General features: G+C 40.2%; 19 protein-coding genes. 16 read left to right on the top strand and 3 right to left on the bottom strand.

Annotated features, from left to right (window positions below; all coding sequences use genetic code 11):
• The first annotated feature begins 108 nt into the window (after positions 1–108).
• The 10 genes from M1D84_RS06970 (at position 109) to M1D84_RS07015 (ending at position 7689) form a co-directional block, all read left to right on the top strand.
• Complete coding sequence (locus tag M1D84_RS06970) at positions 109–1512, top strand: polysaccharide deacetylase family protein (protein WP_024423063.1); 1404 nt, start codon at positions 109–111, stop codon at positions 1510–1512.
• 107 nt (positions 1513–1619) lie between these two features.
• Complete coding sequence (locus M1D84_RS06975) at positions 1620–1802, top strand: hypothetical protein (protein WP_073206386.1); 183 nt, start codon at positions 1620–1622, stop codon at positions 1800–1802.
• 244 nt (positions 1803–2046) lie between these two features.
• Positions 2047–2472: an NUDIX hydrolase gene (locus M1D84_RS06980; protein ID WP_024423061.1), complete on the top strand. Its 426-nt coding sequence runs from the start codon at positions 2047–2049 to the stop codon at positions 2470–2472.
• Positions 2473–2507: 35 nt separating this feature from the next.
• Complete coding sequence (locus M1D84_RS06985) at positions 2508–2924, top strand: hypothetical protein (protein ID WP_024423060.1); 417 nt, start codon at positions 2508–2510, stop codon at positions 2922–2924.
• Between the two features lie 14 nt (positions 2925–2938).
• Positions 2939–3232, top strand: coding sequence for a DUF3986 family protein (locus M1D84_RS06990; protein ID WP_238549978.1), 294 nt, complete (start codon positions 2939–2941; stop codon positions 3230–3232).
• A 216-nt stretch (positions 3233–3448) separates the two neighbouring features.
• Complete coding sequence (locus M1D84_RS06995) at positions 3449–4285, top strand: transketolase (protein WP_024423058.1); 837 nt, start codon at positions 3449–3451, stop codon at positions 4283–4285.
• The gene (locus M1D84_RS07000) at positions 4282–5247 is read left to right on the top strand and encodes a transketolase family protein (RefSeq protein ID WP_024423057.1); all 966 of its coding nucleotides are present in this window, start codon (positions 4282–4284) and stop codon (positions 5245–5247) included. Before M1D84_RS06995 ends, M1D84_RS07000 begins: the two co-directional genes overlap by 4 nt.
• A gap of 9 nt (positions 5248–5256) precedes the next feature.
• The gene (locus tag M1D84_RS07005; protein WP_044332162.1) at positions 5257–6015 is read left to right on the top strand and encodes an SDR family NAD(P)-dependent oxidoreductase; all 759 of its coding nucleotides are present in this window, start codon (positions 5257–5259) and stop codon (positions 6013–6015) included.
• Between the two features lie 127 nt (positions 6016–6142).
• Entirely contained in the window at positions 6143–7510 is a 1368-nt protein-coding gene (locus tag M1D84_RS07010) for an MFS transporter (protein WP_024423056.1), read from the top strand.
• Between the two features lie 38 nt (positions 7511–7548).
• Positions 7549–7689: a GapA-binding peptide SR1P gene (locus M1D84_RS07015; RefSeq protein WP_117590472.1), complete on the top strand. Its 141-nt coding sequence runs from the start codon at positions 7549–7551 to the stop codon at positions 7687–7689.
• Between the two features lie 100 nt (positions 7690–7789).
• Here M1D84_RS07015 and M1D84_RS07020 read toward each other — a convergent pair whose 3' ends face one another.
• On the bottom strand, positions 7790–8491 hold the full coding sequence (locus M1D84_RS07020) for a FadR/GntR family transcriptional regulator (RefSeq protein ID WP_024423055.1): 702 nt from the start codon (positions 8489–8491) through the stop codon (positions 7790–7792).
• Between the two features lie 134 nt (positions 8492–8625).
• Entirely contained in the window at positions 8626–9354 is a 729-nt protein-coding gene (gene sigK, locus M1D84_RS07025; protein ID WP_034738387.1) for an RNA polymerase sporulation sigma factor SigK, read from the bottom strand.
• A 218-nt stretch (positions 9355–9572) separates the two neighbouring features.
• On the opposite strand from sigK, the gene M1D84_RS07030 reads away from it, so the two are divergent.
• The 4 genes from M1D84_RS07030 (at position 9573) to M1D84_RS07045 (ending at position 12644) form a co-directional block, all read left to right on the top strand.
• Positions 9573–10694: a response regulator aspartate phosphatase gene (locus M1D84_RS07030; protein WP_024427938.1), complete on the top strand. Its 1122-nt coding sequence runs from the start codon at positions 9573–9575 to the stop codon at positions 10692–10694.
• A gap of 168 nt (positions 10695–10862) precedes the next feature.
• Positions 10863–11603 (top strand): polysaccharide deacetylase family protein, encoded by a 741-nt coding sequence (locus M1D84_RS07035; protein WP_024423054.1) that lies wholly within the window; start codon positions 10863–10865, stop codon positions 11601–11603.
• Positions 11604–11687: 84 nt separating this feature from the next.
• A complete protein-coding gene (locus M1D84_RS07040) occupies positions 11688–12416 on the top strand; it encodes an SGNH/GDSL hydrolase family protein (protein ID WP_024423053.1) in 729 nt (242 codons plus the stop codon).
• Between the two features lie 78 nt (positions 12417–12494).
• On the top strand, positions 12495–12644 hold the full coding sequence (locus M1D84_RS07045; protein ID WP_162842499.1) for a hypothetical protein: 150 nt from the start codon (positions 12495–12497) through the stop codon (positions 12642–12644).
• 135 nt (positions 12645–12779) lie between these two features.
• Here the strand turns inward: M1D84_RS07045 and M1D84_RS07050 are convergent, their stop codons facing one another.
• Positions 12780–12920: a sporulation histidine kinase inhibitor Sda gene (locus M1D84_RS07050; RefSeq protein ID WP_003217327.1), complete on the bottom strand. Its 141-nt coding sequence runs from the start codon at positions 12918–12920 to the stop codon at positions 12780–12782.
• Positions 12921–13281: 361 nt separating this feature from the next.
• Between M1D84_RS07050 and M1D84_RS07055 the strand changes: the two genes are divergently transcribed.
• Together M1D84_RS07055 and yqeH are read left to right on the top strand one after the other, a co-directional pair.
• Entirely contained in the window at positions 13282–13803 is a 522-nt protein-coding gene (locus M1D84_RS07055; protein WP_008356191.1) for a YqeG family HAD IIIA-type phosphatase, read from the top strand.
• A 2-nt stretch (positions 13804–13805) separates the two neighbouring features.
• Positions 13806–14906, top strand: coding sequence for a ribosome biogenesis GTPase YqeH (gene yqeH / locus M1D84_RS07060; protein WP_034661381.1), 1101 nt, complete (start codon positions 13806–13808; stop codon positions 14904–14906).
• Positions 14907–14916 lie beyond the last annotated feature (10 nt).

The raw sequence follows: 14916 nt of genomic DNA on the forward strand, positions 1-14916 counted from the left end.
CGAAAATGTGACAATTGTGTGATTTGCAAACTAAAAAGAGGGCATGCAAAGTCTATCCTACAAACACACGTCATTCAGGCATGACGGCATCACGAGAGGAGAATCATTGTGTCAATTAAATGGAAAGTCAGTCTCGTCCTATGCGGACTTGCGATGATCATCGGAATCGCTGCGTTTTATCATAATCAGCAGGCAAGCGGGACAGAGAAGAAGAAGGTAGAACCAGATGCGAGCTATAAAGAAGTTGAAATTGTGACCCTCGTGAATGACGGGAGATACTTGAGATATGCTGTGAACTATCCTGTGTTTCATCAAAAAAAGCTAGATCAAGAGATGAAAAGATTTGCAGAAACAGCGCTGGACAAATTCAAAACATCGTTTAGTGAAGCAAGTGATGTCGATGAAGATCATCGATACGAATTAAACATAGATTATGAGATTACTCATTATGCCAAACAAACTGCTGCGATCAAATTCAATATATATGAATGGAAAGGCGGAGTAAAAGGCGCACATGAAACGAAGATATTCAATTTTGATTTCAAGAAACAGCAGTTTTTATCAATAGATGATCTATTTTTATCAAAGAAAAAAAGTCTGCAAAAACTGTCTCAAATGACATTTGAGGAGTTAAAAAAAGATCGCTCTCTTGCGGAAAACGAGCATTTGCTTAAACAAGGAACATCTCCTGAGGAAGAGCATTATCAGTATTTTGCCATCAAAGATCGTTTTATTGAATTCTACTTCCCAGCAGGGCAAATTGCACCAGACAAGAAAGGTCCTCAAGTGCTGGCGATTAAGAAAACATTGCTTAAAGGAATGTTAAAGCCAGAATACATCAATAAAGAAAAGAACAAAAACGAGAAAAAAGAACCGATCGCAAAAAGAAAGATTGTAAAACTGCCAAAACAGGGAGTATTCAACCCAAATCAAAAAGCCATTGCCCTTACATTTGATGATGGACCAAATCCATCAACGACCTCAAAAATCTTAACAGCTTTAAAAGAAAACAAAGGACATGCAACATTTTTTGTGTTAGGAAGCAGGGTTCAATATTATCCCGATATGCTAGGTGAAATCAGAAAAGGTGGAAATGAAATCGGAAATCATTCCTATAACCACCCTTTACTCACAAGACTGCCATTAAAACAAGCCATCAAACAAGTAGAAGATACGCAGCAAATCATTGAAAAAGCAGGCGGATTCACACCGACTCACTTTAGACCGCCATATGGGGGAACAAACGGGCAGATCAATGAGGCTGTCAACATGAAAGTTACGCTTTGGGATGTAGATCCCGAAGATTGGAAATATCGCAACAGCCAATACGTTGCCAACTACATTCTTACACATGCGTCTAGCGGAGAAACCGTCTTAATGCACGACATCTATGACACCTCTGCCAACGCGGCTGTCACGATCATCAAGGAATTGACCAAACAAGGATATCAGTTACTAACAGTATCGGAGCTTGAGCAGTGGAAGGAAGCACGGGCGAAAAAGGTGAATTGAATACGTAAAAAAGATGCGAGTCTTAAAGGATTCGCATCTTTTTTAAATCCAATTATGAGAATGAAGGGAAAATATGTTAAAGTGATTGTAGAAAGGGAGGGCTTCGAATGGTGTTGATGAGGTTGATCAGCATATATATGCTGACAGCGTTTAGTTTGGGATTTGTCGTAAACTATGTACCTGGTTTGATGCTGCCCATCTATATTCTTGCGATGATTGGGCTCATTTTATGTCTTGCTCATATTGCGCTTCATTATATTCGGCGAATCAGAAATATGTTATTTGATTAGTAAGGGGAAGATTTCTCCTATGGCAAAAACCTCCTGCTAGATGCGTGAGGTTTTATTTTTTCGGTTTTTGCTGTTCTAACAGTTGGATGATTTTCTCGTTGGACGCTTTGATTTGTCTCAAAAGAGAAACGATATTTCCTGTAAATCCCACGAGCACAACCAGTATAATAAGAATGATAAAATGAACAGTTCGTGTCATATATCGGGCAATTGATGTGAATGGAGAATGTTGAGGGGGATTTATTTGAAACGAGTAGACGTAGTTTCAGCTATTATTTATGACGAGGAAGAAAATCTTTTAACGGTCAAGAATGTAAAGGGATATTGGGAACTTCCAGGCGGTGCTGTGGAAAAAGGTGAACACCTGCAGCAGGCTGTCATCCGCGAAGTGAAAGAAGAGACAGGGTATGTTGTCAAAGTAAATGAACTTCATTCGGTTCGAGAAGCGTTCTTTCAAGATAAAAAACATCATGCGCTGATCATTACGTTCTTTGCGGAAATGATCGGGGGAGAGATGAACATTCTAGATCCGGATCAGGATATTGAAGAAGTAAAATGGGTCAGCACTCAAACCTTTCAAAAGCTAAACCCAAAGCTATATCACATGCTAAAATTAAACCAACAAACACAAGCCTTTTATGATTTTGAGGGGAATAGAACAATTGGTTAAATCCAAATTGATATAGGCATGAAGGAGCGATATTGATGTTTTTATACTACGGGCCTACAGGAGCTCCGATAGAAAAACCTGGAGAAGAATTCATGAAAAGAATCTTCTTTCAGGAGGGTGAAGAGTATTGGAAACAAGGTAACGGGGAATCTTCCATTGAGATAGAGGAAGATGGAGAAAGTGAAAGTCTAGTTTTCTTTTATACTGAACCGTATGGATTCTTTATCATCAGATATCCAGATTTTTTAGTCCCTTTTCAAAAGGTAGAAAAGATCGAAACGATCGAGCATTTGATTGCTGGATCACCATTGTATGTGCCATCATGCAGCTATGTTGATCGTAATCAGGCTTATGAAATCGTTCAACATTTTGTGACGACAAAAAAGGTATCCGATCTTGTTGAATGGGTCGAGTTGAGGAATATTCATTTTCAGCATGATGTGAAAAGGTAGGGGAGTAAGGTGAAGTGTGTACAGATGAAAGGATACATAGTTTAGATGAGAGTATGCATTTACATGTAGGATATGATGAACATGGTTGTGATTATGAAGGCGTGTTTTTTAAGAGTTTAGAAACAGGAAGATGGTTATTGTTTTTTGATCAGAAAAGTTACGGGATAACGCTTTTAAAAGAATATGAGAAGTGGAAGGATCTTGGGTTATTGATTGGAGAATATTTGATTGAAGATGAACTGATTGAAGAGGAAGGCCATAAGCTTTTTGAGCGTTTTCTAAAAGAGAATAGCATAGTTGAAATGTAAAACATCACCAGATGATAGGGTGGTGTTTTTATTTCATTTAAAATAGAGTGCTGAATCTAAGTATCGAGAAAAGCAATATTTTATTTAAAAATTCAAAAAATAGATAGACAAACGCTTTCAAGAATTGTATAGTGATCTCATAAACCACTTGTCATACAAGTGGACAAGTAACTAAGAATTCAAGTTGTAACTTAAAAAATAATCGAGGTGATCGGAATGAAAGACAGAAGTGTGGCAGAACTCAAAGCAAAAGCCATCGAGCTTAGAAAAACGGCGATAACGATGATTTACGAAGCGCAATCGGGTCATCCAGGAGGTTCCTTATCAGCTGCTGATATCATTACCGCCCTTTATTTTAAAGAAATGAATATCAATCCCCAAAAACCAAATTGGGAAGATCGAGATCGCTTTGTTTTATCGAAAGGACATGTGGCACCTATTCAATATGCAGCTCTAGCTATAAAAGGTTATGTCTCTTTTGAAAACGTATACAAATTACGGCAGTACGGTTCACCTTTTCAAGGTCACCCTGATATGAAGAAATGTCCGGGAATTGATATCTCCACAGGCTCATTAGGTCAAGGACTTTCTTGCGGCGTTGGTATGGCACTTGCAGGCAAAAGGGATGAAAAAGATTACCGGGTATTTGTCATGGTGGGAGATGGAGAATGTCAGGAAGGGCAAATATGGGAAGCCGTCCAAACCGCAGTAAAATATCACTTGGATAACTTAATTGTGTTTGTAGACAATAACCGCCTGCAAATTGATGGCTTCTGCGAAGAAATTATGCCGCTTCAAGACATCGAAAAGAAGTTTGAAGTATTCGGATTTGAAACAAAACGAATTGACGGACACTCAATGGAAGACATTGTAGAAACACTGAATGAAGTAACAAAAACGAAAAATGGAAAGCCAAAATGTATTGTTGCCGATACCATTAAGGGCAAAGGTGTTTCCTATATGGAAGATATCTGTTCATGGCACGGTGTTGCGCCAAATGAAGAAGAATATGAGCAGGCATTAGAGGAACTAGCAGGAGGTTTAAAATCATGAGTCAAACTGAAAAAGCAGTAACTAAGAAAAAAGCGACACGTGAAGCTTTCGGTGATGAAATAGTTACATTAGGAAAAGAGAATCAACAAATTTATGTCATAGATATTGATATCGGAAAGTCATGCAAAACAGGAGAATTTATAAAGCAGCTTCCTAATCAGCATGTGAACGTCGGAATTGCTGAACAAAATGGTGCCGGCCTGGCAGCTGGTCTTGCAACAACTGGAAAAATCCCATTTATCAGCACCTATGCAGTTTTCGGCTCGTTGCGTATGGCAGAACAAATTCGGCAAGAAGTATGTTACCCCAATTTGAATGTAAAGATCGCCTGCTCCCACGGTGGATTAACACCAGGAAATGATGGAGGGAGTCATCAAGCGATAGAAGATATGGGCGTTTTAAGATCATTTCCCAATATGACAGTGATCATGGGAGCTGACTACTACTCAACAAGAAAATTGATCAAACAGGCAGCAGAAACATATGGTCCAATGTATTTGCGTTTCACCCGAGATGCTGTGCCGATGATATATGATGAAAATGAAGAATTTATCATCGGCAAAGCAAAGAAAGTAAAGTCTGGTAAAGATATCGCGATTATAGCGAATGGAGATACAGTACATCTTGCCTTAGAAGCAGTCAAGGAATTAGAAAAACAAGGTATTTATGCAACCCTCTTAGATATGCATACGATCAAGCCTTTAGATCGAGAAGCTGTCATGGAGTGTCTGAATATTGGACCTATTATTACTATAGAGGATCACAATATTCTAAACGGATTAGGCAGTGCTGTATGTGAGATAGTGGCAGAGGAAGGCCGGGGGAGAGTCAAACGAATCGGTGTGCAAGATCGTTTTGGAGAATCCGCACCTTATGAAAAGCTTTTGGAGATCAATGGCATTACCATCGAAAATATAATCAAAACAGCTAAAGAAATGCTGAACAATTTCATAGGAAAGTAGGAATTAGCCATGTTTACCCTAAAAAATCAAGTTGCGATCGTAACAGGCAGCGGTTCTGAAAAGGGAATTGGGAGAACCATAGCATTCACTCTAGCCGAGCAGGGCGCTTCAGTCGTTGTAGCAGATATCAATCAAGAGGGAATTCAGTGTACTGTAGAAGCGATTAAAAATGCCGGTGGTAAAGCAATCGGTATAGAAGTAAATGTCACAAATAAAGAATCGATTGACCAGATGGTGAAAGAAACACTTGTGTCATTCGGCAGAATTGACATATTAGTGAATAACGCAGGTATTTCTCAAAAAGTAACAGTTCAGGACATGACACTAGAGGATATGACAAGAATATTCAGTGTGAATATGTTCGGCTTGTTCTTGTGTACACAAGCAGTTCTAGAAACGATGAAAAAACAAAGATATGGCCGTATTATCAACCTGTCTTCTGTATCAGCCAAAAGAGGAGGCGGTGTATTTGGCGGTGCGCATTACTCTGCTTCCAAAGCCGCCGTCCTAGGCTTTTCCAAAAACCTTGCCCGTGAAGTAGGAAAGGATGGAATCACTGTCAATTGTGTAGCTCCAGGTCTAGTGAATACTGATATCTGGAAGTCGCTTTCTAATGGCGAAGCAAAAAAGGTGATTGACAGTATACCGATTGGCCGCCCAGGTGAAACGAAAGAAATTGCGGCTGCTATTGCGTTCCTAGCGGCGAAAGAAGCCTCCTATATCACAGGGGAAGAGATAGATATTAATGGTGGTTCGCATATGGACTAGTGATATGAATGGAGTTGGGCATAGACTATGCCTCACTCTTTTCTATCAGTTGTACATTTGTAAGCGCTTTATAATGTGAGAGCTCACAAGTATAGTCAGACAAAAGCTAAGTTAAGGGGGAATCAGCTTGAATCAACAAGCATTGGAGAGATCTACGACTCGTAAGGTTACACTTCGACTAATCCCGTTTTTGTCATTATGTTTTGTTATCGCCATTTTAGATCGTGTGAACATCGGATTTGCTGCTCTGCAAATGAATGAAGATTTAGGATTTTCAAATGCTGTATTTGGGCTCGGGGCGGGAATTTTCTTTTTAGGTTATTTTTTACTAGAGGTTCCGGGCAGTGCGATTATGTCGAAGATAGGTGCTAGAAAATGGATCAGCAGAATTATGGTGACTTGGGCTATTATTGCGATTTTAATGGCTTTTGTACAAGAACCATGGCAGTTCTACACGGCGCGTTTCTTATTAGGCGCAGCAGAAGCCAGTTTTTATCCATGTATGGTGTTTTATTTGAGCGGTTTCTATCAAACAAAACACCACGCCAAAGCCATCGCTGGATTTATGCTGGCAATCCCAGGGGCAAATGCAGTTGGCGCTCCGCTCTCAACCTTTCTCTTAGGGGTGAATTGGCTGGATATGTCCGGCTGGCAGTGGTTATTTATTTTAGAAGCCATCCCAGCTCTTATTCTTGGTGTCATTGCCTTTTTTTATCTAGATGACAAAATTGAAGAAGTAAAGTGGTTGAATAATGATGAGAAAGAGTGGCTTATTCATGTCACAACAAAAGAAAGACTTGAAAAAGAACAAGTCAAGCGGTATACCTTCGTTCAAGCTTTAAAAGATCGAGATGTACTCATTTTATCGGCAGGCTATTTCTGCTGGATGGTTGGGTTCTACGGTATTAACATGTTCTTACCGACGATCTCAAAGGGGTTATCTGACACAATTTCTTTGAGTACTCAAGGGATGGGGTGGCTTTTGGGTCTTATGTACACCTTTGCCATTTTGGTCATGGTGCTAGTTGGGAATCATTCTGACAAGAAAAATGAAAGACGCTGGCATGTATCTGCCTGTTTAACTGTTAGTGCGATTGCTATGATCATAAGTAGTTTTATGGCTAGCACAAGTGTGATCTTGTCATTTGTATTTTTAACAATCGCATTGTGTGGAGCTTTTGGCGCTTATTCTCCATTTTGGGCAATCCCCCCATCTTTTTTAACAGGCGCAGCAGCGGGTGGGGCCATCGCATTGATTAATAGTATTGGAAATCTTGGTGGATTTTTTGGACCTTATATAGTCGGATATATTAAAGATGTAACAGGTTCTTTTCACATAAGTATGATTTTCTTAGGTATCAGCATGATATTTGCTTCTCTTATTATTGTACTCTTAGTGAAACAGTCAGGAAAAGCACTGGTCGTCAAAGCAAACAACAAATCCAGCATCGAAGAGTCCATTTCATTCACAAAGAACAATGGTAAAAGTGTTTAAGCGAAAAACAATATCAAAACGAAGGAGCTGATATGAGGATGGAAAAGAAATCAAATGTGCCGCAAAACACGATTGTGTGCAAAGAATGTGAGGAAATGATTGATACAGCTCATGGATGTGAAGGTGTTAAGGTTTTATACGGAATATGCGAAAAATGCTTAGAATCAAAAAAACGTTGAAATGAAAAACAAAGGCGCATAACTCACAAGTTCGACTTGCGGTTAGACGCCTTTATTTGTTTTAAAAGAACTTTTTTTAAAATGTGTATAAGCGGAGAGATTAGCTTTTCCAGTAGCGATCATATAAATTTTGCATATGGTCAGTCATCCGCGTTACGGCTTCTGATGCGTTCCGCTCTTCTAGTGCTTTTATAATCATTTTGTGCTCTTGAAAGTTGATCTCTCGATAATCTGAACGAGTAACAGTCCGATCACGAATAAATCTCCACATTTCCTGTTGTTTCATAGCATTCGTAATAGAAGACATAAAGGTAACAAATAAATCGTTATGTGACGCTCTTGCAATGCCCATATGTAGTTGTTCGTCGGTTTCAGGAACATATACACCCGACCGTGTTTCTTCTTCCATTTTTTTTATCGTCTGTTTAAGCTCCTCAATCTCTTGATCGGTCGCTCTCAAAGCCGCAAAATGGATAATTAAAGGCTCAATGTGCATTCGGGCTTCCACAATATCTTCAGGAGATGCTGATTTCATAGAAAGAGTCCCTTCAGTGGTGATGGTCGTATTTTTAACGAACACACCTTCTCCTTGACGGGAGTAAATGACACCATTCATTTCTAATGCACTGAGAGCTTGCCTGACGGGTGCACGGCTGACGCCAAATTGTTCACATAGTTCTCTTTCAGAAGGAAGTTTATCTCCTACTTTAAAAGAGCCTAACTGTATTTCTGAAAGGATTTGATTATAAATCTGTATATATAATTTTTTATTAGAAACAGGATTGAATTTCATAAAAATCACTCCTTTCAATAGGTATTGTTATTTGTCATACAAGTATATTAATTATATACTTTTCAGATTTGAAGGGCAAAATAAAAACAGACCTTATGAGGGCCTGTTTTTATTGAAAAGTAGTCCTCTATGAAGTTTTCCGCTCACTTCCCTTTCTCCCGCTTCCGTTTCTCCTTCTCCGCCCGGTAAAACTCATGAAACATCTTCATCAGCGCGCGCTTCTCAATACGTGACACATAGCTCCGCGATATCCCAAGCTCTTTGGCTATTTCCCGCTGCGTTTTTTCTTTCTTTAAATCAAGGCCGAACCGGCCGACGATCACTTCTTTTTCTCGGCCGTCGAGAATGTCGATATACTCCTTTACTTTTTCAAGCTCCATGTTGAGCTGAATGGTATCGATCACATCTTCATTTTCGGATTTTAAGACATCAATTAATGAAATTTCGTTGCCTTCTTTATCCTGACCGATGGGGTCATGCAAGGAGACGTCCTTTTTTGTTTTTTTGAGCGCGCGTAAGTGCATGAGAATTTCATTTTCAATACACCGCGCCGCATACGTTGCCAGCTTTGTTCCTTTTCCAGAGGAATAGCTTTCGATGGCTTTAATGAGTCCGATCGTCCCGATGGAGATGAGGTCTTCAGCGTCTTCCCCGGTATTTTCAAATTTCTTTACAATATGGGCGACGAGCCGAAGGTTATGTTCAATCAGCATGTTTCTTGCGTGTTCATCGCCCTGTGCCATGAGGGCTAAGTATTTTTTTTCATCATCTCCAGAAAGGGGCTGTGGAAAGGCATTGTTTTTGACATAGGACACTAAAAACACCAATTCTTTGACCATCAATCCCATCGCTGTAAATACTCCTGCCACGATTTTCACCTCCACCATGTTTAGGCCGCTGCCTATATCCTCAAATGTATGTGAAGGAGGGATTGTCTGTGTCTGTACGATGAAAAAATCATCTTTTTCAAAAAAATCGTGCTTCAGTTCGTCTCTTTTTTATGTTTGCGGTTTCTTTGCGGTGCTTGGCGGTCAAGAAGCGTGCTAAAATATGTAATATTAGACCGAAAAGGAAGGGGTAATTTCGGAACATGGGGAAGGTTCTATCTTCACATGTAGGTATGAAAATTAATGAATGGTATCGAATGATACGGCAGTTCAGTGTTCCAGATGCGGAAATCTTGAAAGCGGAAGTTGAAGCGGAAATTGAACAGATGGAAGAGGACCAGCATTTACTGATTTATTATCAGCTCATGTGTTTTCGGCACCAAATCATGCTTGACTATATACACCCTTCAAAATATCAACCTTTCTCAGTATCTAATCTAGTCGATAAAATCGAAAACTCCAATCATGAGTTATCTGATATGCTGCATTATTACCATGCATTTTTTCGTGGCATGCATGAATTTAGTCAAAAAGAATATTTAGAAGCCGTCAAATATTATCGAGTCGCAGAAAAGCAGCTGTCCATGGTATTTGATGATATTGAGCAGGCAGAGTTTCATTTTAAAGTGGCAGAAGCCTACTATATAATGAAACAAACACATGTCTCCATGCACCATATTTTAAAGGCGCTGGAAATATACGATCAGCATGATGCGTATACGATTCGCATCATTCAATGTCTCTTTGTCATCTCAGGAAATTATCAAGATTTAAAACGAAAAGACCGGGCGCTGCCTCATTTAAAAAAGGCAAAACAGCTCGCATCTCAAATTGATCACCCGCGCATATACAGTTCAGCGCTCTATAATTTAGGAAAATGTTATGGCGAGCTTGGCTATAGAGAGGAAGCGGAACGATATTTAACGGAATCCGCTGATCTTGCCCGCAAAGAGCTGCTCCCAACGCTTCCGCATACGCTTTATACGCTGGCGAAGCTGCTTTTTAGACAGAATGAACAGGCGGATGCCCTGCGCATATTAGAAGATGGGAAATTGGCTGCAAAGAAGCATGAAGACCAGCTGTTCTGTCATATGTTTGAGTATCTGGATGCTTTATATGTTCAGGAAATCAATGAAGACCAACTGCAAAAAACCATTGATTATTTGGAAAAACTTAGCCTATACTCTTATATAGAGGATATCTCACTAGAAATTGCGACAGCCTTAGAAGCCTCTCAACAATACAAAAAGTCCAACCAGTATTATCAGAAATTATTATGGGCTCAAAATCAAATCCAAGAAGGAGAGTGTCTGTATGAATTCTAAGCAACGTTCGACAGTTGAAGAGAGAAACCAAACGTGAAACAAAGAGCGGGCCAATATGGCCGGCTTTTTTTATTTGAAAAAGAAGCAGATATCACCATGAAGCTTGCATGAATTGATGCGAAAGCGGGCAATTTATCGGTAATGATGTTCGGTGGAGGAGGCGGTCGAATGAGAGGGCTGCATATCTTGATGTGTATATGGCTGCTAGGTGCTTTTGTTCCTAATGAAGTAGAGGCACATACATTAAAACGAGTCGATCTTGAAAAAACGGGACGTGCCTTTTGGGACATGAGAGCGGAACGGAAAAAGATTGCGATCACCTTTGATGATGGACCTCATCCAGTGTATACAAATCAAATATTAGATGTGCTGAAGGAGCATCAAGTGAATGCAAGCTTTTTTGTGATAGGGAGCAGAATCCATGCTTATCCAATGATCGCAGAACGGATTGTGGACGAAGGGAATGAACTCGGCAATCATACGATGAATCATACGTATTTTGACCTTTTGTCGTCAAAGGAGATCAAGCGGGAATTAAAAGAATCAGCGGCTCATATCGCTTCACTCCAGCCTGGTGGTCCCTTATTATTTCGCCCTCCTGGTGGACGCTTAACAATGAAATCATTCCGCATTCTGTCAAAGCAAGGGTACGATGTGGTCATGTGGTCCTTTACGCAAGATCCGAAGGACTGGTCAAGACCAGGCGCATTTAAAATTGCAAGCCGAATTATTGATCATATTCAAGGCGGCGATATTATCCTTTTACATGATGGCGGGGGAAATCGCAAGCAAACGGTAGAAGCATTGAAACAAGTGATTCCTGAGTTGAAGAAGAGGGGCTATGAATTTGTAAAAGTAAGTGAACTGCTGCACCACGACAAAGCATATATGCCTGTTCAGATTCAATAGGCAGCATTCGTCAAAAACATTCATTCATTGAAACCAAAAGTCTTGTCGTTTACTATATGAAGAGGGCTTTTGGAGGTGAATGTTGTGAAGAAATATGTTTTCCTTTTCATCCTATTATGTGTTGCTGCTGGGTGCTCTAAGCCAGTACAAGAAAGCGTCATTGCATTTGGTGACAGCAATACAAGAGGATCAAACTGGGACTTTCGAGATTATCCAACATCTGAAAAATGGGTGAATCTCATGAAAAACGTCGAGCGCGGCCAAATTCAAGTGAAGAATGCAGGCATTGGCGGGCAGACGACTGAAGACGCGAAACTGCGCTTTGAGCAGGATATTTTAAAACAGAAACCAACTTACGTCCTCATCATGTTCGGTACGAATGATGCGGCGATTTTAGACGGGAAACATCCCCGAGTGACGAAAAAACGGTTTAAAGAAAATTTAACCTACTTCATTTCTGAAAGTAGAAAAGAAGGCATTACCCCGATTCTCATGACCTGTGTGCCTGTTGTAGAAGGCGGGAAAAAGGGCTTGTATTATTACTCCAGGTATAAGTCATCTTATTTTGCCGGGAGAGGCGGGGCAAGAGCTTGGCAAAACTCTTATAATGACATCACAAGAGAAGTAGCGAAGGATGAGCAGGTACCGCTTGTCGACAACTGGAAAGCTTTCATCCGAGAAGCTGGAGAAGATAGTGATCATGCCCTGATTCAGTCAGGCTTGATCGACCCTTCTGGCAATCATATGACACCAAAAGGGGCGAGAATTATTTATAACGAAATCAAAGAGCGTGATGTCATCAAACATTTTTAAATGATGGCCATCTGCCTAAACAAGACCATCCATCCAGCATAGTCTAACAGTATATCTTCCTAGAAGGAGGTAACTGATATGTGGGGATGTCCTTATCCTTACCCTGCGTGTTCGCCTTATCCAGCACAAGGAGCAGGAATCGGTTACGCTTTTCTTGTTGTGTTCCTTGTGGTCATTTTAGTCGTAGGCGGAGGGTTATGGTTTTGGAATGAACAGCCTTGCAATTAAGACACCTCTTCTTTCATCAGAAGGGGTGTTTTTTACGGAAAATAGTAGTAAGCCTATAGCGCAAGTGATATAATATCAGTCACCTGAGTTTAAAAAAGGAGAGTGCTCGGGAGGCATGGTTCCTGTGATATGGAATTAAGAGGAAACAGAGAGCATATGCCCGAGCGAACGTCTTTTCATTTCTGTCTCAATTAATTCAATGAAGTCGCGATTTAAGTTCATTTCATTTGCTTTATAATACGATTCTATAAGTAAATCATCTGACAGCTTTTTCATACTAGAAACCCATATGATGGGAAAAACACCTCCCCTGAAAAAGTTGGCATAAAATTTGAGGAAAAGACATATCATCATAGGTTGATCGACTGTCTTTGAAGTACCTTTAATCTACCATGAATGGGAAACAAGAACAATCGTTCTGTTATCCACATGGTTAAGTGGATAACTTGTGGGTAGAGTGTTTATAATTGAATGAAAGCATGATGGAATATAGGTGGATAATGTGTGTAAAATTATCCACACCTGTTGAAGGTCCTCATCATATGTCGAAAACTTTTTCATTGTATTCGATAGACAGACAAATTGTGATTTGATTCGACACAATCGCTGAAAACAAATGGAAGAAAGGGTGCAAATTGTGCTAAAGAAGTATTTCTTACCGGATGAATTTGTGAAAAGTATTTTCCACATTTCACCGCAAAAATTAAAAGAACGAAATGTAAAAGGAATTATTACCGATCTAGATAACACACTAGTAGAATGGGACCGTCCAAGTGCGACACCGCGCTTAATTGAATGGTTTCAAGAAATGAAAGATCACGGGATACAAGTGACGATTGTATCAAACAATAATGAAAAAAGGGTCAAGCTTTTTTCTGAACCGGTTCATATCCCGTTTATTTATAAAGCGCGAAAGCCTATGGGAAGAGCCTTTAATAAGGCAGTCGCTGATATGCAGTTGAAAAAAGAAGATGTGGTTGTCATTGGGGATCAGCTCATGACAGATGTTCTTGGCGGGAATCGTCATGGCTTCCATACGATTTTGGTCGTTCCTGTTGCTGCCTCGGACGGATTTTTCACAAAGTTTAACAGGCAGATTGAACGCAGAATTTTAGGAGCCTTAAAGCGTAAGGGCCACATTCAGTGGGAGGAAGAGTAATAATGGAAAAGGTTGTTTGTATTGGCTGCGGTGTAGCCATTCAGACGGAAGATAAAGATCAATTAGGATATGCGCCGGCAGCATCTCTATTGAAAGAAGATGTGATCTGTCAGCGCTGTTTTAGGTTAAAGAACTACAATGAGATTCAAGATGTTTCTTTAACAGAAGACGACTTTTTAAATATATTGCACAGCATTGGAGAGACAGATTCTCTCATTGTGAAGGTCGTTGATATTTTTGACTTTAACGGAAGCTGGATCAACGGGCTGAGCCGTATCGTCGGCGGTAATCCGATTTTACTTGTCGGCAACAAAGTGGATATTTTACCGAAATCCGTGAAAAAAGATCGTCTAATTCATTGGATGAAACGGGAAGCAAAGGAAAACGGATTAAACCCTATCGATGTTTTCTTGATCAGTGCAAGCAGAGGCCAGGGTGTGCCTGAGGTGATGGAAGCGATCGATCATTACCGCGAGGGAAGAAATGTCTATGTCGTCGGCTGTACGAATGTTGGAAAATCAACATTTATCAATCGAATCATCAAAGAAGTATCTGGCGAAGAGAACGTCATTACTACATCCCAATATCCAGGTACTACACTTGATGCGATTGAAATCCCGCTTGATGACGGGTCCGCTTTATTCGATACGCCGGGCATCATCAACCGCCATCAAATGGCGCACTATGTCAGCAAAAATGACCTGAAGATTTTAACGCCGAAAAAAGAATTGAAACCGAGAACGTTCCAATTAAATGAAGCACAAACGCTTTATTTTGGCGGACTGGCTCGATTTGATTATGTAAAAGGCGGCAGAACATCATTTGTCTGCTATATGCCAAATGAGCTGAACATTCACCGGACAAAGCTCGAGAACGCAGATGATTTATATGAAAAACATGCAGGGGAACTGCTGTCACCGCCATCAAAAGAGGGAATGGAAGATTTCCCGCCGCTCGTTCCGCATACCTTTACCATTGATCAGCCAAAAATGGACATCGTCTTTTCAGGTTTAGGCTGGGTTACTGCAAATGATGCGGGCAAGCAAATCAAAGTTTATGCGCCAAAAGGCGTTCATGTGTTTATGAGACGTTCGTTAATTTAAATGTTCAAAG

The sequence above is a fragment of the Bacillus sp. PK5-006 genome, from assembly GCF_054161415.1.